Annotated in this window: 20 protein-coding genes; 17 read left to right on the plus strand and 3 right to left on the minus strand. The window is 72.4% G+C overall.

Features of this window, described 5'->3' with window-relative positions; all coding sequences use genetic code 11:
- Nucleotides 1–191: 191 nt before the first annotated feature.
- The gene (locus ACIBSW_RS25720) at nt 192–1,013 is read right to left on the minus strand and encodes an HAD family phosphatase (protein ID WP_184998033.1); all 822 of its coding nucleotides are present in this window, start codon (nt 1,011–1,013) and stop codon (nt 192–194) included.
- Between the two features lie 363 nt (nt 1,014–1,376).
- Between ACIBSW_RS25720 and ACIBSW_RS25725 the strand changes: the two genes are divergently transcribed.
- The 10 genes from ACIBSW_RS25725 to ACIBSW_RS25770 all read left to right on the plus strand — a co-directional run bounded on the left by ACIBSW_RS25725 (nt 1,377) and on the right by ACIBSW_RS25770 (nt 8,276).
- Complete coding sequence (locus tag ACIBSW_RS25725) at nt 1,377–1,949, plus strand: dihydrofolate reductase family protein (protein WP_354718177.1); 573 nt, start codon at nt 1,377–1,379, stop codon at nt 1,947–1,949.
- A 348-nt stretch (nt 1,950–2,297) separates the two neighbouring features.
- The gene (locus ACIBSW_RS25730) at nt 2,298–2,513 is read left to right on the plus strand and encodes a hypothetical protein (protein WP_354718176.1); all 216 of its coding nucleotides are present in this window, start codon (nt 2,298–2,300) and stop codon (nt 2,511–2,513) included.
- Nucleotides 2,514–2,725: 212 nt separating this feature from the next.
- Nucleotides 2,726–3,823 carry a septum site-determining protein Ssd gene (ssd, locus tag ACIBSW_RS25735; RefSeq protein ID WP_404799457.1) on the plus strand — a complete coding sequence of 366 codons (1,098 nt, stop codon included), beginning with the start codon at nt 2,726–2,728 and terminating at the stop codon, nt 3,821–3,823.
- Nucleotides 3,820–5,130 carry a TadA family conjugal transfer-associated ATPase gene (locus ACIBSW_RS25740; protein WP_354718174.1) on the plus strand — a complete coding sequence of 437 codons (1,311 nt, stop codon included), beginning with the start codon at nt 3,820–3,822 and terminating at the stop codon, nt 5,128–5,130. The genes ssd and ACIBSW_RS25740 overlap by 4 nt, the downstream gene beginning before the upstream one ends.
- The gene (locus ACIBSW_RS25745) at nt 5,127–6,098 is read left to right on the plus strand and encodes a hypothetical protein (protein WP_354718173.1); all 972 of its coding nucleotides are present in this window, start codon (nt 5,127–5,129) and stop codon (nt 6,096–6,098) included. The genes ACIBSW_RS25740 and ACIBSW_RS25745 overlap by 4 nt, the downstream gene beginning before the upstream one ends.
- Nucleotides 6,095–6,304 (plus strand): hypothetical protein, encoded by a 210-nt coding sequence (locus ACIBSW_RS25750; protein ID WP_354718171.1) that lies wholly within the window; start codon nt 6,095–6,097, stop codon nt 6,302–6,304. Before ACIBSW_RS25745 ends, ACIBSW_RS25750 begins: the two co-directional genes overlap by 4 nt.
- Nucleotides 6,301–6,951: a type II secretion system F family protein gene (locus ACIBSW_RS25755; RefSeq protein ID WP_404799458.1), complete on the plus strand. Its 651-nt coding sequence runs from the start codon at nt 6,301–6,303 to the stop codon at nt 6,949–6,951. Before ACIBSW_RS25750 ends, ACIBSW_RS25755 begins: the two co-directional genes overlap by 4 nt.
- Nucleotides 6,952–6,970: 19 nt before the next feature.
- Nucleotides 6,971–7,153 (plus strand): DUF4244 domain-containing protein, encoded by a 183-nt coding sequence (locus ACIBSW_RS25760; protein ID WP_354718190.1) that lies wholly within the window; start codon nt 6,971–6,973, stop codon nt 7,151–7,153.
- Nucleotides 7,150–7,557 (plus strand): TadE family type IV pilus minor pilin, encoded by a 408-nt coding sequence (locus ACIBSW_RS25765; protein ID WP_354718169.1) that lies wholly within the window; start codon nt 7,150–7,152, stop codon nt 7,555–7,557. The genes ACIBSW_RS25760 and ACIBSW_RS25765 overlap by 4 nt, the downstream gene beginning before the upstream one ends.
- 128 nt (nt 7,558–7,685) lie before the next feature.
- Complete coding sequence (locus ACIBSW_RS25770; RefSeq protein ID WP_404799459.1) at nt 7,686–8,276, plus strand: Rv3654c family TadE-like protein; 591 nt, start codon at nt 7,686–7,688, stop codon at nt 8,274–8,276.
- A gap of 54 nt (nt 8,277–8,330) precedes the next feature.
- On the opposite strand, the gene ACIBSW_RS25775 is transcribed toward ACIBSW_RS25770, so the two are convergent.
- Nucleotides 8,331–10,691 carry a DEAD/DEAH box helicase gene (locus ACIBSW_RS25775; protein WP_354718165.1) on the minus strand — a complete coding sequence of 787 codons (2,361 nt, stop codon included), beginning with the start codon at nt 10,689–10,691 and terminating at the stop codon, nt 8,331–8,333.
- Between the two features lie 141 nt (nt 10,692–10,832).
- On the opposite strand from ACIBSW_RS25775, the gene ACIBSW_RS25780 reads away from it, so the two are divergent.
- The 6 genes from ACIBSW_RS25780 to topA all read left to right on the plus strand — a co-directional run bounded on the left by ACIBSW_RS25780 (nt 10,833) and on the right by topA (nt 18,809).
- Complete coding sequence (locus ACIBSW_RS25780) at nt 10,833–11,204, plus strand: STAS domain-containing protein (RefSeq protein WP_184998025.1); 372 nt, start codon at nt 10,833–10,835, stop codon at nt 11,202–11,204.
- Nucleotides 11,201–11,641, plus strand: a complete 441-nt coding sequence (locus ACIBSW_RS25785) for an ATP-binding protein (protein ID WP_354718163.1) — start codon at nt 11,201–11,203, stop codon at nt 11,639–11,641. The genes ACIBSW_RS25780 and ACIBSW_RS25785 overlap by 4 nt, the downstream gene beginning before the upstream one ends.
- A gap of 320 nt (nt 11,642–11,961) precedes the next feature.
- Nucleotides 11,962–14,328, plus strand: a complete 2,367-nt coding sequence (locus ACIBSW_RS25790; protein ID WP_354718162.1) for a sodium-translocating pyrophosphatase — start codon at nt 11,962–11,964, stop codon at nt 14,326–14,328.
- Nucleotides 14,329–14,414: 86 nt separating this feature from the next.
- Nucleotides 14,415–14,945: a hypothetical protein gene (locus ACIBSW_RS25795; RefSeq protein WP_354718160.1), complete on the plus strand. Its 531-nt coding sequence runs from the start codon at nt 14,415–14,417 to the stop codon at nt 14,943–14,945.
- A 16-nt stretch (nt 14,946–14,961) separates the two neighbouring features.
- Nucleotides 14,962–15,792, plus strand: a complete 831-nt coding sequence (locus ACIBSW_RS25800; protein WP_354718158.1) for a hypothetical protein — start codon at nt 14,962–14,964, stop codon at nt 15,790–15,792.
- A 194-nt stretch (nt 15,793–15,986) separates the two neighbouring features.
- Nucleotides 15,987–18,809, plus strand: coding sequence for a type I DNA topoisomerase (gene topA, locus ACIBSW_RS25805; protein ID WP_354718156.1), 2,823 nt, complete (start codon nt 15,987–15,989; stop codon nt 18,807–18,809).
- 42 nt (nt 18,810–18,851) lie between these two features.
- On the opposite strand, the gene ACIBSW_RS25810 is transcribed toward topA, so the two are convergent.
- Complete coding sequence (locus tag ACIBSW_RS25810) at nt 18,852–20,165, minus strand: D-arabinono-1,4-lactone oxidase (RefSeq protein WP_354718154.1); 1,314 nt, start codon at nt 20,163–20,165, stop codon at nt 18,852–18,854.
- Nucleotides 20,166–20,302: 137 nt separating this feature from the next.
- On the opposite strand from ACIBSW_RS25810, the gene ACIBSW_RS25815 reads away from it, so the two are divergent.
- The gene (locus ACIBSW_RS25815; protein WP_184998019.1) at nt 20,303–20,932 is read left to right on the plus strand and encodes a TetR/AcrR family transcriptional regulator; all 630 of its coding nucleotides are present in this window, start codon (nt 20,303–20,305) and stop codon (nt 20,930–20,932) included.
- Nucleotide 20,933: the final 1 nt, after the last annotated feature.

A 20,933-nucleotide genomic window follows, 5' to 3' on the forward strand; every position in this document is an offset into this window, starting at 1 on the left:
CCTGCCGTGGCTGATCGCGCGTGGGTTCCCGGTGGCCGTGCACGGATCCTGCTCCGAGGTCCGCCAGTTCTTTCTACGCCGGTCAGCGCTTGATCGCCAGGGTTCCGGCGGGAAAAAGTTACTTACCGTCATCCGTCAGACGCTTTGCGCTTAGGGCCTCACGGTCAGCTTCCCGCCCGTCGCGCGGCCCGTCACGCCATGGCGGCGCGGGTCCGGCGGTGCCGCCCGTAGATGGCCAGGCCGATCGCCACGCCGACGCCGACGCCGATCGCGGCCGCGGCGACCGGCACCGCGGGACGTTCCCGCAGCCTGCGGCCCAATGGGATCGGGTGGCGGAACTCCAGCACGGGCCACGAGCGCTCCAGCGCCACCCGGCGTAGCGTCCGGTCCGGGTTGACCACACTCGGATGGCCGACGGCCTCCAGCAGCGGGAGGTCACTGCTCGAGTCCGAATAGGCGTAACACTCCGCTAGGTCATAATCACGCTCGGCGGCCATCGCGCGGACGCCGGCGACCTTGCTCGGGCCGGCCGCGTAGAACTCCACCTCGCCGCTGTAGCGCCCGTCGACGATGCCCATCCGGGTCGCGATCACGTCGTCGATGCCGAGCTGAGCGCCGATCGGACGCACCATCTCGTCACCCGACGCCGACACCAGCACCACGTCGCGGCCCGCCGCCTGGTGCTCGCCGATGAGGACCGCGGCCTCGGCGTACACGTAAGGGTTGATCAGCTGTTCGAGGGTCTCGGCGACGATCTGCTGAACCTGCTCGACCTTCCAGCCCTTGCACAGGGCGGCGAGGTAGTCGCGGGTGCGCGCCATGGTCTGCTCGTCGGTGCCGCCGAGCCGGAACATCAGCTGGGCGTAGGCGGACTTCACTACGTCGCGGCGGCTGATCAGCCCATCGCGGTAGAAAGGCCGTCCGAAGGCCAGCGCGCTGGACTTGGCTATGACGGTCTTGTCGAGGTCGAAGAACGCGGCACTCTGGCCCACGGGCCGAAAGTGTAGCCGCATGGCGCATTGCGGCGGTCCAGGAGGCGCACGGTGTGGTCACGGATGCGCGACATGAGAGAGACGGTCACCCTGGGTACTCGACGGTGGGGCGGTACTGAGGCATGCTTATGTTGCGACAGGGATTCATGTTGTCGGCGGCTGTCGCGACATTCCCACACGGATTCTCGGTGGTTGCGCCCCCCGCGATCACCGGGTCCGATTCGGCTCGACCCCCCCGGAGCCGAATCTCAGGACGGCCCCCGACTCCCCCGTCGGGGGTCGTTCCCTTTCCCGGCCCGGTCGTGTCGATTCGGGGCGGTGGCGTTCGTAGCGGAAGTGAGAGGCGGCCCGACGGGCGGCCACCGAACTTTCGAGGTGAACGACATGGGCGTTACCTACACCTTCGACATCTTCTCCAGCCTTGACGGCTACGGCGCCGCCACCGGCGACTGGACGGGCTACTGGGGCAAGCAGGGTCCGGAGCTGCTCGAACACCGCCTCGCCCTGTACGACGTGAAGCAGCGGATGATCTTCGGGGCCAACACGTACCGGACGTTCGCGGGCCTGCTGGCCTCGAACACCGAGGAGGCCGTGCGTGACCCATGGGTCACCCGGATGGTGAACATGCCGGCGACGGTGGTGTCGACGACGCTGGAGGAACCGCTCGACTGGCCGGACGCGACCGTCGTCAGCGGCGACGCCGTCGACATCGTGGCCCGGCTCAAGGAGCGGTCGGATGTGCCGCTGCGCTCGCACGGCAGCCTTACGTTGAACCGGGCGCTGATGGCCGCCGGGCTCGTCGACCGCGTACAGGTGACGGTCTTTCCCGTCATCACCGGGCAGAACGGCCTGGAGCCGATCTTCCAGGGTGCGGCCGATTTCGACCTGGAACTGCTCGAGAGCCGGACGCTTGACGGCCGCATGCAGGAGCTGATCTACCGGCCCACCCTGCATTGATCCGTATGGGCCCGACCTTCCCGGGCGGGCGCCGGTCTCTCAGTTGCCGGGTGGCCGGGCCGATCGTGGGGAGTGCCGGCCACCTGTTCCGGCCTCGGTCACGTTGGTGGCCGATACGGAAAGGGTCCGCATATGGCGCATCACTACCCGCCCGCTCCGGCCGGTTTCCACCCGGATGGGCAGTATGCTCCGGATCCCTCTCAGGGAGTGCCGTCGAATGGATATGTGTCCGGCCCGTACCCGGGTTCGGCCTATCCGCCCGCACCTAGCCACTACCCGGCGGGGTCATTCCAGGGTGCGCCACCAGCGGGTTTTGGGCAGTCGCCGGGCAGCGCCGCGCATTGGGTGTTGCCGACCGGGCGGTCCTGGCAGTCGATCGCCGCGGGCTATGTGGCGTTGTTCGCCATCGTGCTCTGGTTTCTCGGCCCGGTAGCGCTCGGCCTCGGCATCTGGGCGCTCGCCAAGGCCTCGCGCGGCCACGGCCACGGCCGCGGGCGGGCCGTCTTCGCGGTGGTCGTCGGCGTCCTGGCCACCGGAATGCTGTTCGCGCTGGCCACGCTATAAGGCAGCACCCCCTTACGAATTCGAGATCTCGGACGCCCGGCCACCTCGGGCGTCCGAGACTTTTTTGTGTACGCCGATAGCAGATCGGCCGGGTTGGCGGGAGATGTCCACAGGTAGGGGAGTTATCCACAGGCGAGTACCGGCCGGTTGAGCGGGCCTCGGAGGAGCGGAACGGTGGGTGCCCAACCGCCCGCCGTACCCGTGGAGCCGCGATGTCAGCCCGCACCTCCGTCCGAACCGGACAGCGCCTGCCGCTGGTCGTGACCGCCGATCCGGACCTCCTCGACGACCTGCTGCGCCTGGCTGCGGCGGGCGGCACCGAGGTCGACGTCGCACCGGACCCGGTGGCGGCCCGAGCACGCTTCGCGGCCGCCCCGCTGGTGATGATCGGCGTGGACCAGGCGGCGGCCTGCCTGCGCGCCCGGCTCCCGCGCCGACCGAGAATGGTCATAGTCGGCCACACCCCGGCGGTGGTGGCCGCGTGGGAGGTGGCCGAGAGCCTCGGCGCCGAACACGTCGCCGAGTTGCCCGCGGCCGAGCCCTGGCTCGTCGACCGCTTCGCCGAGCGCCCGGACGCGGCCCCGCCGGGCCGGATCCTCGCCGTGATGGGCGGCCGCGGCGGCGCGGGCGCCAGCATCCTGGCGGGTGCCCTGGCGGTGACCGCGGTGCGCACCGGCCATCGCACGCTGCTGGTCGACGCCGACCCGGTCGGCGGCGGCCTGGACCTGGTGCTGGGCTGGGAGGGCGTCGACGGACTGCGCTGGCCGGCGCTCGCGGGCGCGGGCGGCCGGGTCGACCCGCCCGCGCTGCTCACGGCGCTGCCGCACCGCGGTGACCTGGTGCTGCTGTCGTTCGCCCGCGACGAGGTGCTCGCGGTGCCCGGCGAGGCGATGGCCGCGACCCTGGACGCCGCGCGGCGCGGCCGCGACGTGATCATCGCGGACCTGCCGCGCCAGCTGGACGACGCCGCGGCGCTGGCGCTGGAGGCGGCCGACCGCGCGATCCTGATCGTGCCGGCTGAGCTGCGGGCGACCGCGGCGGCCTCCCGGGTCGCCGCCGTCGCCGGGCTGCACTGCCCGAATCTCGCCGTGGTGGTGCGCGGACCCGCGCCGGGCAAGCTCAAGGCGCGCGAGGTGGCCCGGTCCATCGGACTACCGCTGGCAGGCTCGCTGCGGCCCGAGGCTGCGGTGTGCCGGGCGCTGGAAAAGGGCGACGCGCCGGCCGCGGACGGGCGCGGACCGCTCGCGGAGCTGTGCAAGCGACTGCTCAGGCAGCTGACGACCGACGAGCGGGCCGGGGTCGCGGCATGACCGCGACGCCGTTCATCCCGGGTACGGCCGCAGGGGCCCCGGTCGCCCGGCGGGTTGGTCCGGCCGGGCCCGCTGTCGGGTCCGCCTCGGCCGGGCGGCATGCCCTGCGGGGAGCCGGGCCGGGTGGGCCGGAGTCGGCCGGGGTCGCCGAGCGGGTGCGGCGCCGGTTCGCCGTCGACGGGGTCGACGCCACGCCGGCCGCCGTGGTCGCCGCGGTTCGGGGCGAGCCGGGTGCGGCGGTGCTAGGTGACACGGCCGTGCTTCGCCTCGCCGACCGGGTGCATGACCAGCTCATCGGTGCCGGTCCACTGGCGCCGCTGCTCAAAGATCCAGAGGTCACCGACATCCTCGTGAACGGCGTGGAAGTCTGGGTCGACCGCGGTGCCGGCCTGCGGCGCGCGGCCGTCGCCCTCGGCGGCCTCGACGACGTACGCCGGTTGGCGCAGCGCCTCGCGGGGGCGTGCGGCCGGCGGCTCGACGACGGCCAGCCCTATGCCGACGCGCGGCTCCCCGACGGGACCCGGCTGCACGCGGTGCTGCCGCCGGTGGCGACCGGCGGGCCGTACCTGTCCCTGCGGACGTTCCGGCAGCGGCCGTTCAGCCTGGGTGAGCTCGTCGAGCACGGAACGGTGCCGCCGGAGCTGGCCCCGCTGCTGGCCGCCGTGGTCGGTGCGCGGCTCGCGTTCCTGGTCACGGGCGGGACGGGCTCGGGCAAGACGACGCTGCTCGGCACGTTGCTCGCCCTGGTGCCGCACACGGAACGGATCGTGCTGGTCGAGGACGCGGCCGAGCTGCGGCCGCTGCACCCGCACGTGGTCGCGCTGCAGGCGCGGACCGCGAACGTCGAGGGCGCCGGTGCGGTCGGCCTCACCGACCTGGTGCGGCAGGCGCTGCGGATGCGGCCCGATCGGCTCGTCGTCGGCGAGTGCCGGGGCGCCGAGATCGTCGACCTGCTCGGTGCCCTCAACACGGGGCACGACGGCGGCGCCGGAACCCTGCACGCGAACGCGCCGGCCGACGTCCCGGCCCGGCTGGAGGCGCTGGGCATGCTCGGCGGGCTGCCGCGGGCCGCGCTGCACGCACAGGTGCTGGCGGCTCTGCAGGTCGTGCTTCAGGTCCGGCGCACCGATCGGGGCCGGGTCCTCGAGTCGGTCGGGGTGCTGCTGCCCGAGGGAGAGCAGCGACTGGTGACGGTGGTGCCGGCCTGGCGGCGGGGTCGCGGGGCGGGACCGGGTGCGGAGTCGCTGGCGCGGCAGCTCGCCGAGCGCGGTGTTGCGGTGCCGCCGGTCTTGGGGGCGCGGCCGTGAGCTGGACGGTCTGGGTGTTGGCGGCCGCGCTGCTCGCCGCTGCCGCGGCGGTGGCGGTCTGGCCCGCGCGCACGGTTGTTCGCCGGCTCGAGGAGCGGCGGCCCGCGCGGCGGCCGGCGGTGCCCAGAGTGGACCTCGGATCGCTGCGGGAGCGGGCCCGGGAGGTCGCGGGGCGCCGGCCGAGGCGGGTCATGGGCGCCGCCGCGCTGGCCGGGGCGACGGCGGGTCTGATCGCGGCGGGGCCGGTGGCGGGTTTCGTTCTGGCGGCCGGCGGCGTGCTCGGCACGCGGGCGGCGCTGCGGCGAGCGGCCCGTCGCCGGGCGGCGGCGGAACGGTCCCGCAGCCTTGATGAGCTCACCGCCCTCGCGGCCGACCTGCGCGCGGGCCTGTCGATGGGCGGCTCGCCCAGCGTCTTGGGCTCGCCCGCCGCCTTAGGCTCGTCCGGCTTCTTGGGTTCGTCCGGCGCCTCGGGCTCGCTCGCCCTCTCGGGCTTGCCCGGCACCTCGAGCTCGCCCGGCACCTCGAGCTCGCCCGGCACCTCGAGCTCGCCCGGCACCTCGAGGTCGCCCGGCACCTCGGGCTCGTTTGGCGCTGCTGGGTCGTCCGGGTCGGCGGGGGCCTTGCCGCCGGACCGGCGGCTCGCCGAGCTGGTCGCGGCCGTGTGGCGGCTGGCCGAGCGCACCGGCGCACCCGCCGCGGACCTGGTCGAGCGGATCGAGGCCGACGCGCGGGCGGCCGACCGTTCCCGGGCGACGGCGGCCGCGCAGGCCGCGGGCGCACAGGCCACGGCCCTGCTGCTGGCAGCGCTGCCGGTCGGCGGGATCGGACTGGGCTACAGCGTCGGCGCCGATCCGCTCCAGGTGTTGCTGCATACGCCGCTCGGTGCGGCGTGCGCGGTCGGCGCGGTGCTGTTGCAGTCGGCCGGGCTGCTCTGGGCGGACCGGCTCGCGAACGGACCGGCGCGATGAACGAGCCGACGTGTGGCGCCGCCGCGGTGCTCCGCCCCGGCGGGCCGACACGGGTGCCGTTCCGGCCGTGCTGTGCGGCCGCGCTGCTGCTCGCCGCGCGGACGCCCGGGCACGCGACACCGGCGGGCCGGGACGCCGTGGCGTGTCCGCACAAGGTGGCTTCGCTGCCCGAAATGGCGCCGCTCGCGGGCGAGGTGCGTCCTTGAGCGGGGTCGCCCGGCGCCTGTCCCGGCTGGACGGGCCGCCGCCGGCATCCTCGGGCCGGGCTACGCGGATTCTCGTCGCGGTCGCCGCCGGCAGTGGGGTTGCGGCGTTCGCCGGGCGCTGGTGGGCGGTCGTCATCGGGGTCGCCGTCGGGTTCGCGGTCGAGCGGCAGCTGGGCCGCCGGGAGCCCGCGCAGGTGCGGGACGCGCGGCTGCGTGCCGTCGCCGACCTGCCGCTGAGCTGCGACCTCCTTGCCGCCGCGCTGCGGGCGGGCGCTCCCGTTGACCGGGCGGTGTCGGCCGTCGCCGAGGCGCTCGGCGGTCCGCTGGGTGAGCGGCTCGACCGGGTCGGCCGTTCGCTTCGGCTCGGTGCCGATCACCCGGAGGCGTGGGCGCATCTGGCCGACGTCGCCGGCGCGGACCGGCTCATCGCGTCCGCGGTCCGCTCCAGCGCCAGCGGCGGGGCGCTCGCCCGGGCACTGACCCGGCTCGCCGACGACCTGCGCGGCGACCGGGCGGCGGCCGCCGATGCCGCAGCGCGTCGCGCCGGCGTCCTCATCGTGCTGCCGCTCGGGCTCTGTTTCCTGCCCGCCTTCGTGCTCGCCGGCCTCGTGCCGGTGGTGGTCGCCGTCCTCGGCGACGTCCTCTGACAACCCGACAAAGAAGGAGATCCACGTGCGCAGACTCATCGCCCGCCTCGCGGCCCTGCGAGGCGACGAAGGCATGAACACCGCCGAGTACGCGGTCGGCACACTCGCCGCGGTCGCGTTCGCCGGCGTCCTCTACAAGGTGGTCAGCAGCCCGAGTGTGCAGGCGGCGCTGACCGGGGTCATCAACGGGGCCCTGAAGTGAAAGGGCGCCGGTGGCCCGTCCGCCTGCCGGCGCGCGGGCGCGATCGTGGGGCGTTCACCGCCGAGCTGGCGGCCGGGCTGCCGGCGCTCATGCTGCTCCTGTTCGCGGGCCTCACCGCGGTCGGCGCCGTGACGACGAAGGGCCGATGCGTCGACGCGGCCCGCGAGGGCGCGCTGCTCGCCGCCCGGGGCGGCCCCGGCACCGAGAACGCCGCCCGGATCGCACCCGCCGGGGCGGAGATCACTCTCTCCGGCGACGCGGACGCCGTGACGGTGACGGTCCGCGCCCCGGTGCCGATCCTCGGCGCTCACCTTCCGTCCATCACGGTCGAGGCATCCGCGACCGCCGCCCGGGAGCCGGACGGCACGGGGTCCGGCGGAGCGGGCGCGGCGGCAGCCCGATGAGATCCGGCCCGATGAGATCCGGCTTGGTGCGGGTCGGCTTGGCGTGGGTCGCCTTGGCGTGGGTCGGCTTGGCGTGGGTCGGCTTGGCGTGGGTCGGCTTGGCGTGGGTCGGCTTCGCGTGGGCCCGCTTGGCGTGGGCCGGCTTGGGGCGGGACGGCCTGCCGCGGGACGACTTGGCGCGGGACGGCCTGGCGCGGGACGGCCTGGCGCGGGACGGCCTGGCGCGGGACGGCCTGGCATGGGACGGCCTGGCGTGGGACGGCCTGGCGCGGGACGGCCTGGCATGGGACGGCCTGGCGTGGGACGGCCTGGCGTGGGACGGCCTGGCGTGGGACGGCCTGGCGTGGGTTGGCCCGGGAAAGGCCGGACGGGATCGCGGTGCGGCCTCGATCTTCGTGCTGGCGGTCGGGTTGGTGCTGGTCGCGGCCGGTGTTGCCGGTGCATCCGTCGGTGCGGCACGAACGGGCCGGCACATCGCCCGGACGGCGGCCGACCTCGGCGCCCTCGCGGGCGCGGTCCGAACCGTCGAAGGCCGGGATGCGGCGTGCGACAGAGCCGCACAATTTGTGGCCGCGAACGGCGGCCGGCTGGCCTCGTGCCGCCTGCAGGGCCTCGACATCGTGATCGAGGTCGAGGTCGCCGTGACACCACTGCCCGGCCTCACCCGCCTCGCAACCGCAGCCGCCCGAGCAGGCCCGATCACCGCCCCGTCCGGCTGACCGACCCGCCGGGCCGGACTCGGCGCGGTCAGGTTCCTTCGCCGGGTGGGTGGGTCAGGTTGGGAGGTTGGTCAGGACTGCGTCCAGGACGGAGACTGCGCCGGTCTTGTCCAGTGGGTTGTTGCCGTTGCCGCACTTCGGCGACTGCACGCACGACGGGCACCCCGTCTCGCAGCCACAAGACGCGATCGCCTCCCGGGTCGCCGACAGCCAGGCGGCCGCCGTCCCGTATGCGCGTTCCGCGAAGCCCGCTCCGCCCGGATGCCCGTCGTAGACGAACACCGTCGGTGCCTCGGTGTCCGCGTGGTTCGCCGTCGACAGGCCGCCGATGTCCCAGCGGTCGCACGTCGCCATCAGCGGCAGCAGCCCGATAGCCGCATGCTCCGCCGCGTGCAGCGCACCCGGCACGTCCGGCGCCTGCACCCCGGACGCCGCCAGCAGAGGAGGGGACACCGTGAACCAGACCGCCACCGTGCGCAGCTCGCGGGGCGGCAGGTCCAGCGGCCGGGTGTCGATCACTTCGCCCGAGCCGATCCGGCGCCGCTGGTAGGACACCACCTGGTTGGTCACGTCCACCTCGCCGAGGAACAGGCCGACCGGGCCGGCGTCGACGTACTCGCGGACCGACACCACCGACAGGTCCGTCACGTCGCGGGCGTGTGTCGACCAGTCCGGCTCCGCCGCCCGGACCAGCGCCACCGCGTCCTCCAGGTCGAGGTCGTCCACCACATAGGAGGCGCCCTGGTGCAGGTAGACCGCGCCGGTATGCAGCATCACGTGCGACGAGCCCTGGTCCACCGTTCCGAGCAGGCGGCCGGTCGCCGACTCGACCACCGAGACCGGGGCGCCGCCGGTGCCGCGCAGGTCGACCTCCGGCCTGCCCCGGTGCGTCCAGTACCAGCCCGACGGGCGCCGGCGCAGCGCGCCCGACGCTGCCAGGCCCGCCACGGCCGCCCGGGCGGGCTCGCCGCCGAACAGGTCGAGGTCCGACTCCGTCAGCGGTGCCTCGGACGCCGCGCGGCAGAGCTGCGGGCCCAGCACGTACGGGTTGGCCGGGTCCATGACCGTCGCCTCGACCGGGTGGCCGAACAGCGCGTCCGGGTGGTGCACCAGGTAGGTGTCCAGCGGATCGTCGCGGGCCACCAGCACCGCCAGGGCCTCGCCGCCCGCGCGGCCGGCGCGGCCCGCCTGCTGCCACAGCGACGCCCTCGTGCCCGGGTAGCCGCAGATCAGGACCGCGTCCAGGCCGACCAGGTCGACGCCGAGTTCCAGCGCGTTCGTCGACGCCAGCGCCAGCAGCTCGCCCGAGAGCAGAGCCTGCTCGATGGCCCGCCGGTCCTCCTTCAGGTAGCCGGCGCGGTATGCCGCCACCCGCTCGCCCAGGCCCGGTACCGCCTCGTCGAGGCCGCGCCGGGTCATCGTCGCGACGACCTCCGCGCCGCGCCGGGAGCGGACGAACGCCAGCGTCCGGATGCCGGCGACGACCGCGTCGGTCAGCAGGTCCGCCGTCTCCCGCAGCGCCGATCGGCGTACCGGCGGGATCTCGATTTCCAGGTCTTCGAGGGACGGGGGCAGCAGCGGCGGCTCCCAGAGCGCGAACGTCACCGCACCGCGCGGCGAGGCGTCCTCGGTCACCGGGGTCACCGGCAGGCCGGTCAGCCGGGATGCCGCCGCGCCCGGGTCGCCCGAGGTCGCCGACGCCAGGACGAAGGTCGGCGCGCCGCCGTAGCGGGCCGCCGACCGGCGCAGGCGGCGCAGGACGTGTGCCACGTGCGAGCCGAAGACGCCCCGGTAGGTGTGGCATTCGTCGATGACCACGTACGAGAGCCGGCGCAGGAAGGTGGCCCAGCGGGCGTGCGCCGGCAGCAGCGCGTGGTGCAGCATGTCGGGGTTGGTCAGCACGAACCTCGAGTGCAGGCGGATCCACTCGCGCTCCTCGCGCGGCGTGTCACCGTCGTATGTGGCCGGCCGTACCCCGTCGAGGCCCAGCCGGGCGAGGGCGCGCGACTGGTCCGCCGCCAACGCCTTGGTCGGCGACAGGTACAGCACCGTCGCTCGCGGATCGTCCAGCAATTTGGTCAATGCGGGCATTTGGTACGCCATCGACTTGCCCGAGGCGGTGCCCGTCGCCAGGACGACGTGGCGTCCCTGGTGCGCCAGCGTCGCCGCCGCGGCCTGGTGCTCCCACGGCGCCGTGATGCCCAGGCCCTCGTACGCGGAGATCAGCGCGGGCGCCGCCCAGCCGGGCCAGGGGACCGTACGCCCAGGTCGGGCCGGTTCTCGCCGCACGTGGGTGAGCGGTGATTCGCCCGCGGGGGCGGCGGCGCGGGCGTGCAGTCGGTGCAGCAGTTCGGCGGGTCCGAGCCCGGGAGGCGCGCCGCGCGCGGCCGGAATGCCCGGGACGGTCGTGGTCACGTGCTGCACTGTGACACCGCGATACACCGAACCTCAAACGGGTACCACGGAGGTGCCGACGCGCCGGGCTCCGACCGGCGGTGGTTAGATTCGCTGTGGAGATCGGCTGCCTGAAGGCTTGACCCCGAGGGAGGAGGACCGATGGAGCTGTCGCTGACGACCCGGGCTGTCGGCGAGCACACGGTGCTCGATGTCGGCGGTGAGGTCGATGTGTACACCGCGCCCCGCCTGCGTGAGCGCCTCGTCGAGTTGGTCGACGGCGGGTCGCGGCACGTCGTCGTGGATCTCGCGCGCGTCGACTTCCTGGACTCCACCGGCCTCGGTGTGCTGGTCGGCGCCCTGAAGCGGCTGCGCGCCGCGAACGGCACGTTCGGCCTGGTCTGCTCGAAGGAACCGCTGCTCAAGATCTTCCGGATCACCGCGCTGGACCAGGTGTTTCCGATCTTCCCCTCCGTCGAGGCGGCCATCTCGACGTCGGCCGGAGATGGCGACGACCTCAACCCGTCGGCGTGATGGCAACGGTTCGGCTGTCGTTCTCTCCCGCGCCGGTGCATGTCCGCACCGCCCGGCTGGTCGGCGTCGCGGTGGCCCGGCGCGCCGGGGTCGCCGAGGAGCTGCTGGATGAGGTCCGGCTGGCGATCGGCGAGGCCTGCACCCGCGCGGTGGCCCTGCACCGCCAGTACGGCCTGCCGGATCTGGTCATGGTGGAGATGTCCGACTCCGACGCCTACACGGTCCGGGTCGTCGACCGCGCACCGATCGAGGCGAGCGTCGGCCTGACCAAGCTGCCCCCGGACGAGTTGGCGGACGAGTCGCTGACCGACGAGGCGCTGACCACCGGCGTCGGCTTCGCGCTGCTCGCGGGCTTCGTGGACGATCTTCAGGTACGCCCGGTGGACGAGGGCGCCGGCACCGAGGTCCGCATGGTCTGGCCCGTACACCGCCGCTGACCTCGAACGAGGACCGACCGCTCGGGTGAAAATGTCCGCTTAATCCACGTTGGGCGCGGGGCGCGGTGACACCCGGGCAAGTCGCGGAGCCTAGGCCGTAACCGATTCCCGCGCCAACCGCTAACACAGCGGTAAACATCACCACGACACGGCCGGATCCGGGTGTGACCACTGACACGTCTGGCCGATACAGTACGCCGGTAATCAGCTACTGCTCCCTGGTCCCGCACTCCGCGGGCCCGGGTGTCGTCTCCCCGAGCAGGGAGTGCGCCCGCGGTTTCGTCCGCTGTCGGGTGCGTTCGGCGTACAGGAGGACATTGATGTCCGGGACCTCCGTATATCTCGCCGCGGAAAGCGGCGGGGTGTCCCTCAGCAGTGAAAACGTCACGTATGTCATCGTCGCGGTCGCCTTTGCGCTGGTGGCGCTGGCGTTCGCCGCTGTTTTCGTCAAGTCGGTGCTCGCTGCCGGTCGTGGCACGACCAACATGCAAGACATCGCGGGGGCGGTGCAGGAAGGCGCGTCCGCGTACCTGTTCCGGCAGTTCAAGACCCTCGCCATCTTCGTGGTGATCGCGGTCGTGCTGCTGTTCCTTCTGCCGGTGCACAACACCGACAGTGAAACCGCGGTGAAGGTCGGCCGGTCGCTGTTCTTCATCGTCGGCGCGGTCTTCAGCTCGTTCATCGGCGGCGCCGGCATGGCGCTCGCCACCCGGGCCAACCTGCGGGTCGCCGCGGCGGCCGGCGAGGCCGGCGGCCGCGAGAAGGCGATGGGCATCGCGTTCCGCACCGGCGGCGTGGTCGGCTTCCTCACCGTCGGCCTCGGCCTGTTCGGTGCGGCGCTGGTCGTGCTGATCTACCGCAGCGACGCGCCGACCGTGCTCGAGGGCTTCGGCTTCGGCGCCGCCCTGCTGGCCATGTTCATGCGGGTCGGCGGCGGCATCTTCACCAAGGCCGCCGACGTCGGCGCCGACCTGGTCGGCAAGGTCGAGCAGGGCATTCCGGAGGACGACGCGCGTAACCCCGCGACGATCGCCGACAACGTGGGTGACAACGTCGGCGACTGCGCCGGCATGGCGGCCGACCTCTTCGAGTCGTACGCGGTCACGCTGGTGGCGGCCCTGATCCTGGGCCAGGCGGCGTTCGGTCAGGACGGTCTGATCTTCCCGCTGATCGTCTCGACGATCGGCGTCGTGATCGCGATCGTCGGCGTCTTCATCACCCGGCTGCGGGCCTCCGACAAGAACGGCCTCACCGCCATCAACCGGGCGTTCTACATCTCGGCCGTGCTCTCCGCGGTCATCGTCGCGATCGTCAGCTTCGTCTACCTGCCGGACACCTTCGCCGGCTTCGGCGCCGACGCCGGCATCGACGCGGGCGTGATCGCCAGCGGCGCCAACCCGCGCTACGTCGCGATCGGCGCGGTCGTCATCGGCATCGTGCTGGCCGCGGCCATCCAGGCGCTGACCGGCTACTTCACCGAGACCGAGAAGCGCCCGGTGCAGGACATCGGCAAGTCGTCGCAGACCGGCGCGGCCACGGTCGTGCTGGCCGGCATCAGCGTCGGCCTCGAGTCGGCCGTCTACTCGGCGCTGCTCATCGGCGCCGGCGTGTTCGGCGCGTACCTGCTCGGCGGCACGTCCATCACGCTGTCGCTCTTCGCGGTCGCGCTGGCCGGCACCGGCCTGCTGACCACGGTCGGCGTCATCGTCGCGATGGACACCTTCGGCCCGATCTCCGACAACGCGCAGGGCATCGCGGAGATGTCCGGCGACATCGACGAGAACGGCGCGCGGATCCTGACCGAGCTCGACGCGGTCGGCAACACCACCAAGGCGATCACCAAGGGCATCGCGATCGCCACGGCCGTGCTGGCCGCGACGGCGCTGTTCGGCTCCTACACGAACACCCTGCAGTCGTCGCTGGCGGACGCGGGCATCTCGCCCGACAAGATCAGCACCGAGATCCTCAACATGCTGAACCTGTCGAACCCGCGCAACCTGGTCGGCCTGCTGATCGGCGCCGCGGTGGTGTTCCTCTTCTCCGGCCTGGCGATCAACGCCGTCTCCCGCTCCGCGGGCGCGGTCGTGATGGAGGTTCGCCGCCAGTTCCGCGAGTTCCCGGGCATCATGGAGCGCACCCAGCGCCCCGAGTACGGCAAGGTCGTCGACATCTGCACCCGGGACGCGCAGCGCGAGCTGCTCACCCCCGGCCTGCTCGCCATCCTGGCGCCGATCGCGGTCGGCTTCGGCCTCGGCGCCGGCGCGCTGGCCTCCTACCTGGCCGGTGCGATCGGCGCGGGCACCCTGATGGCCGTCTTCCTGGCCAACTCGGGTGGCGCGTGGGACAACGCCAAGAAGCTCGTCGAGGACGGCGCGTACGGGGGCAAGGGCTCCGAGGCGCACGCCGCGACGGTCATCGGTGACACGGTGGGTGACCCGTTCAAGGACACCGCCGGCCCGGCCATCAACCCGCTGCTCAAGGTGATGAACCTGGTGTCGCTGCTGATCGCGCCGGCCGTGATCACGCTCAGCGTCGGCGACGACGCGAACACCCCGGCGCGGATCACCCTCGCCGTGGTCGCGGCGCTGATCGTGGCGGGCGCGGTCGTCTGGAGCAAGCGCAAGCCCATCTCGATGGGCGAGGACGCCCCGGCCGCCGAGACCCAGTCGGAGCGCATCAGCGCCTGACCGAGTCTCATCGGATCGACGTAGGAGGAGGGCATCCGGCACTCGCCGGGTGCCCTCCGCCGCGTGATGGCCGTACGCTGCAAACCATGCGCACGGCCCGCTCCGCATCCTCACTCATCGTTCTTTCGCTCGTCGTGACACTGGGTGGTTGCGCCGGCGGTCCGGCGCCCCGTGCCTGGGCCGCCTCGGTCTGCACGGTGCTGTCGCCCTGGCGCAGCGAGATCGGCACCCTGGCGACCCGCACCCAGCAGCAGATGACCGCCGAGACGACGCCGGCGCAGGCCAAGGAGAACCTCATGCGGCTCTTCGGCGGCGCGGAGTCGGCCAGCGAGAAGGCCCGCGCCGGCGTGCAGCGGGCCGGCGTGCCCGACGTGGACGAGGGCAAGGAGGTCGCGGACGGCTTCACCGCGTCGCTCGGCGCGATGCGCGACGCGTACGGGCGGGCCAAGACGGGGGTCGAGGCGCTCGCGACCAGCCCGTCCAAGGACTTCTACGCCAAGGTCGCGTCGGTCGTCGAGGTCCTCAACACCGAGTACCGGGCCAGCGAGCTGGACACCAGCCGGCTGGACTCCGAGGAGCTCAAGAAGGCGTTCGACGAGGCGCCCGAGTGTCGATGAAACAGGGCCGCTGACCATGGCCGAACCCGGGTGGCCGCTGATTCCGCGCGAGGTGCTGCCCGCGCCGGTTCAGCCCGCCCAGCGGGGCAGGCGCCGCACGGTCGCGACAGCGCGGGCCGGGCGGCAGCTGTCGATCTTCGGCGTCGAGGCGGCGGATCCGTCGCTGTTCGACCTGGTCGGCCTGCTCGCGGGCCCGGGCCGGCTGGGCCGGATGGGCGGCACGGCGCGGGTCTCGGTACGGGTCGACGCCGCCTGGCGGGTGCACGTGCTGGCGGAGGAGCTGGTCGCGCGCGGCCTGGTGGTCACCTGGGCGCCGGTGGCCGGCGAGGAACGCGACGAGCCGGTCGCCGAGCTCACGGCGGAGCCGGTCGAGCAGACGATGGCCGCGGACGCACCGGAGGCGCCCGCGGCGGAGCGCCCCGACGAGGAATCAGGCGAGGAAACGGCCGAGGACACCGACGACGAGGACACCGACGAGGCGCCGGTAGGTAAGAAGGAGAACGCCTTCGAGGTGCGGACCGCGTACAGCAGCAGGTTGAACGCCCTTGCCCGGGCCTGGCCGCCGGCCGCCGACAAGCTCTTCCTCGGCGGGCCGCGGCTGCGGCTCTGGGTCGCGGCCGCGGGCGAGCCGCGGCCTCAGGGATACGCACTTGGTCTGGATCCCGACGGATTTCTTGACAAGGCGACCGACGCCGCCCTGACCCGGGCCGGACTCGCCGGCACGATCCAGGCCGGTCCGGCATACGTGATCGCAGGTCACAGGCGCCTCGCCCGACTCGCGGAACTGGTCGGCGAGCGGCCCGCGGCGGCGCCCGAACGGCTGTGGCCGGGCGGCGCGCGTGCATGATCTTCCCCGATTGTGTACGACACGACGCCATGTTCCCGGTGTACGGTGTCGCCGTCGGACGCATGCGGTGGCCGGACCGTTACCATCCGACTTCTGCATGCCCGGGGAATGTCAGCTCGTCCGGCGCGTTACGTTGAACGTCCGCACCTCCGTCGTCCGCGGCGGAACGCCGAGCGAGAAAGTATGGGAGCGCCGTGCCGGAGAAAGCCAGGACGACCCGTCTGGTCATCGTCGAGTCCCCGTCGAAGGCCAAGACGATCGCCGGCTATCTGGGGCCCGACTACTTCGTCGAGGCCTCCTTCGGCCATGTCCGTGACCTGCCGCGTAACGCCGCCGACGTCCCCGCCAAGTACAAGGGCGAGCCGTGGGCGCGGCTCGGCGTCGACGTCGACAACGGCTTCCAGGCGCTCTACGTGGTCTCCTCCGACCGCAAGCAGCAGATCGCCAAGCTGACCAAGCTGGCCAAGGAAGTCGACGAGATCCTGCTCGCGACGGATGAGGACCGCGAGGGCGAGGCCATCGCCTGGCACCTGGTCGAGACGATCAAGCCCAAGGTCCCGATCAAGCGGATGGTCTTCCACGAGATCACCAAGTCGGCCATCCAGGCCGCCGTCGCCAACCCGCGCGAGATCGACCGGGATCTGGTCGACGCGCAGGAGGCCCGGCGCATCCTGGACCGCCTCTACGGGTACGAGGTCAGCCCCGTCCTGTGGAAGAAGGTGATGCCCCGCCTGTCCGCCGGGCGCGTCCAGTCCGTGGCGACTCGAATCGTGGTCGAGCGCGAGCGGCAGCGGATGGCGTTCCGCTCCGCGGAGTACTGGGACATCAACGCCCAGCTCTCGGTGCAGGGCAAGGTCGAGGGCACCCGCAACTTCCAGGCGACGCTGATCGCGCTGGACGGCGACCGGATCGCCACCGGCCGCGACTTCGAGCCGACGACCGGCCGGGTCAAGCCCGGCGCCGGCGTCGTGCACCTCGACGGCGACGGGGCCCGCGGGCTCGCCGCGCGCCTCGAGGACCGGCCGTTCACGGTCACCCGGGTCGAGGAGAAGCCGTACCGGCGCCGGCCGTACGCGCCGTTCATCACCTCGACGCTGCAGCAGGAGGCCGCCCGCAAGATGCGCTTCTCCTCGTCGCAGACGATGCGGACCGCACAGCGGCTGTACGAGAACGGCTACATCACCTACATGCGTACGGACTCGGTGAACCTGTCCGAGACCGCCATCACCGCGGCCCGCCGCCAGATCGCCGACCTGTACGGCCCGAACAACGTGCCGCCGCAGCCCCGCCGCTACACGGGCAAGGTCAAGAACGCGCAGGAGGCGCACGAGGCGATCCGCCCCGCGGGCGACAACTTCCGCACCCCCGGCGAGGTCGCCAACGAGCTGTCGGCCGACGAGTTCAAGCTCTACGAGCTGATCTGGCGCCGCACGGTCGCCTCGCAGATGACCGACGCCGTCGGTAACTCCGTCTCGGTGCGCATCCGCGCGATCTCCACCGCGGGCGAGGAGGCCGACTTCGGCGCCAGCGGCAAGACGATCACCGACCCCGGCTTCCTGCGCGCCTACGTCGAGTCGTCCGACGACGAGAACGCCGAGTCCGAGGACACCGAGCACCGCCTGCCGAACCTGGTCAAGGACCAGCCGCTGACGCCCGAGGAGCTCAACGCGGTCGGCCACCACACCTCGCCGCCGGCCCGCTACACCGAGGCCTCGCTGGTCAAGGCCCTGGAGGAGCTGGGCATCGGCCGCCCGTCGACGTACGAGTCGATCATGCGGACGATCCAGGACCGCGGGTACGTGGAGAAGCGCGGCCAGGCGCTCATCCCGTCGTTCATCGCCTTCGCGGTCGTCGGCCTGCTCGAGGGGCACTACCCGCGGCTGGTCGACTACAACTTCACCGCCGCGATGGAGACCCAGCTCGACGACATCGCCGGTGGCGACCACGCGGCGCTGGACTTCCTCACCTCCTTCTACTTCGGTAGCGACCTGGGCGCGGACGACTCGATCGCCAAGGCCGGCGGCCTGAAGAAGATGGTGACCGAGAACCTCAGCGAGATCGACGCCCGCGCGGTCAACTCGATCCCGCTCTTCAAGGACGACTCGGGCCGCAACGTGGTGGTCCGCGTCGGCCGCTACGGGCCCTACCTGCAGCGGGCCCTGCCCGACGTCACCGAGGAGGCGCCGGAGGACCGGGTCTCGATCCCCGAGGGGGTCGCGCCCGACGAGCTGACCGTCGAGAAGGTCAACGAGCTCTTCCTCGGCGGCGGTGGCGAGCGCAGCCTCGGCGACGACCCGGCGACCGGCGAGCCGGTGCAGCTCAAGTCCGGCCGCTACGGCCCGTACGTCTCCAGCGGCGAGCGCAAGTCCTCGCTGTTCAAGACGCAGACGCCGGACACGCTGACCCTGGAGCAGGCGCTGCGGCTGCTGGAGCTGCCGCGCACGGTCGGCAAGGATGCCGAGGGCGTGGAGATCCTCGCGGCGAACGGTCGCTACGGGCCGTACGTGAAGCGCGGCGACGACTTCCGCTCGCTGGAGAGCGAGGACAAGCTCTTCACCGTCACCCTGGACGAGGCGCTCGCGCTGCTCGCCGCCCCGAAGATCCGGCAGCGCCGCGCGGCGGCACCGCCGCTGCGCGAGATGGGCCCGGACCCGCTCACCGAGAAGCCGATGGTGATCAAGGAGGGCCGCTTCGGCCCGTACGTGACGGACGGGGAGTTCAACGCCTCGCTGCGCCGCGGGCAGACGCCCGAGGAGCTGACCGTCGCGCAGGCCTCCGAGATGCTCGCCGAGAAGCGCGCGAAGGGCCCGGCCCCGCGCAAGAAGGCGGCCGCCAAGAAGGCACCGGCGAAGAAGGCGACCGCCGCCGAGGGCGCGCCGGCGAAGAAGGCCGCCGCCAAGAAGGCGCCGGCCAAAAAGGCCGCCGCCAAGAAGGCCACCCCCGCGAAGCGGGCCGCCAACGCCTCCCCGGCGGCGAAGAAGGCCACCCCGGCGAAGGCCAGGGCCAACGCCGAGTAGTCCTGTGGATGGGCCTGTGGATAACTTCCTCAGGCCCGTTCCTCAGGCTCCCAGCACCCGGTCGAGGTAGGCGTTGGCGAAGACCCGTCCGGGGTCCAGCTGGTCGCGGACGGCCAGGAAGTCGCCGAATTTCGGGTACGCCCGGCGCAGCGAATCCGCGTCGCGATAGTGCAGCTTGCCCCAGTGCGGGCGTCCGCCCAGCGGCTCGCAGACCGCCTCGAAGGCCCGGAAGTACGGCTCGTACTCGCTGCCGCTGAACTGGTGCACGGCGAGGTAGGCGGAGTCGCGGCCGTAGCCGTGCGACAGCCAGGCGTCGTCCGGGCCGGTGAACCGCACCTCGACCGGGAACTGCACCTTGAACGGCAGCTTCTCGATGATCCTCGGCAGGGCCGAGAGCACCTCGGGCAGGCACTCGCGGGGGATCTCGTACTCCATCTCGGTGAAGTGGACCCGGCGCGGCGTACAGAAGACCCGGTCGGAGCGGTCGGTGTAGGTCCGGGCCGTGAGGGCGCGGGCGGAGACCGCGCTGATCGCCGGCACGGTGGCGGGGATCGCCCGGCCCAGCCGGCAGACGCCCTGGAAGACGGTGTTCGCCAGGAACTCGTCGTCGAGCCAGCCGCGGAACCTCGACAGCGGCCGATCCGAGGCCGCCACCTTGTTGTTGCGCTTGAGCTGAGCCCGGTCGGTGTAGGGGTACCAGTAGAACTCGACGTGGTCGTTGGTCGCGATCTGCTCGTCCAGGCCGTCGAGCACGTCGGTCAGGCGCATCGGCCGCTCGTCGGCGAGCAGCGTGAACGCCTCGACGCAGCGCAGGGTCACCTCGACCAGCACGCCGAGGGCGCCGAGGCCGATCCGCGCGGCGGGGAAGTGCGGCGAGGTCGAGTCGATCTTCTGCACCTGGCCGGTGCCCGTGACCAGTGTCACGGACTCCACACAGGAGGCCAGGGTCGAGTGATTTCGGCCGCTGCCGTGCGTACCAGTGGAGATCGCGCCGGCGACGGTCTGCTGGTCGATATCGCCGAGATAGGGCATCGCCAGGCCGTTCTCGGCCAGGATCTGGTTCAGCCGGTGCAGCGGCATTCCGGCCTGGACCGTGACCAGATTTCCGGAAATCTCCACCAGCTCGCCCATGCGATGCAGCAGGAGCCGGCGGTCGTCCGCGACCGCGATGTCGGTGAACGAGTGTCCGCTGCCGACGGCCTTGACTTTCTGTCCGGTGGCGGACGCCTCCTTGACGCAGGCCGCGACCTCGTCGACGCTGCCAGGGGTCAACACCTCGGCGGCGACGGACTCCTGGTTGCCTCCCCAATTGCGCCAGTGACGGGCGGCTACGGGGGGTGAATTGTCACTGGTCATTACGGCTGAGTCCTCCCGACGAGCGGACAGTCGCACAAAACCGGGAATGCCGGGTGTCGTCGGCGTCCCGTCGATGCTCCTCGCTCGTTGATCCGAGTAACGTTCCGATTAATACTGCTGAGAGGGAGTGGCGACGCGTGTCGACACCAACCGTCACCACCGGACCACTGCGCCGGGTTCCGGTGCAGGGCAGAAGCGTTGCCCGGGTCCAGCGCATGCTCGACGCCTGCGCCGAGCTCGTGGACGAGGTCGGGTACGAAGGACTGACCACGACCTTGCTCGCCGAGCGGGCCGAGGTCGCCATCGGCTCGGTCTATCAGTTCTTCCCCGACAAGAGGGCCATCGTCCAGGCCCTCGCCATGCGCAACATGGACGCGTACCTGCAGAGTCTGTCGGCACGCTTCGCCAACGAGACGTTCGCACACTGGTGGGACGGCGTCGATGCGGCGATAGACGCCTACATTCACATGCACCGCAGCGTGCCGGGCTTCCGCACGCTGCACTTCGGCGACGTGGTCGACCTGCATCTGCTCGACGCCGAACGCGACAACAACGCGGTCATCGCCGACCGGCTCGCCGAGCTGCTGGTCGACCAGTTCCAGCTGATGGACCGCGCGCGCCTGCGCTTCGCGCTGCTGATCGCGGTCGAGGCGTCGGACGCGCTGATCAAGCTGGCGTTCCGCCGCGACGTGACGGGCGACGAGGCCGTTCTCACCGAGGCCAAGGCGCTCATCAGGGAGTACCTGCACCGTCACGTTCCGGCGTGAG

Origin of the sequence: Actinoplanes sp. NPDC049668 (assembly GCF_044465445.1) — a bacterium.
In the GTDB taxonomy this organism is placed as follows: Bacteria; Actinomycetota; Actinomycetes; order Mycobacteriales; family Micromonosporaceae; genus Actinoplanes.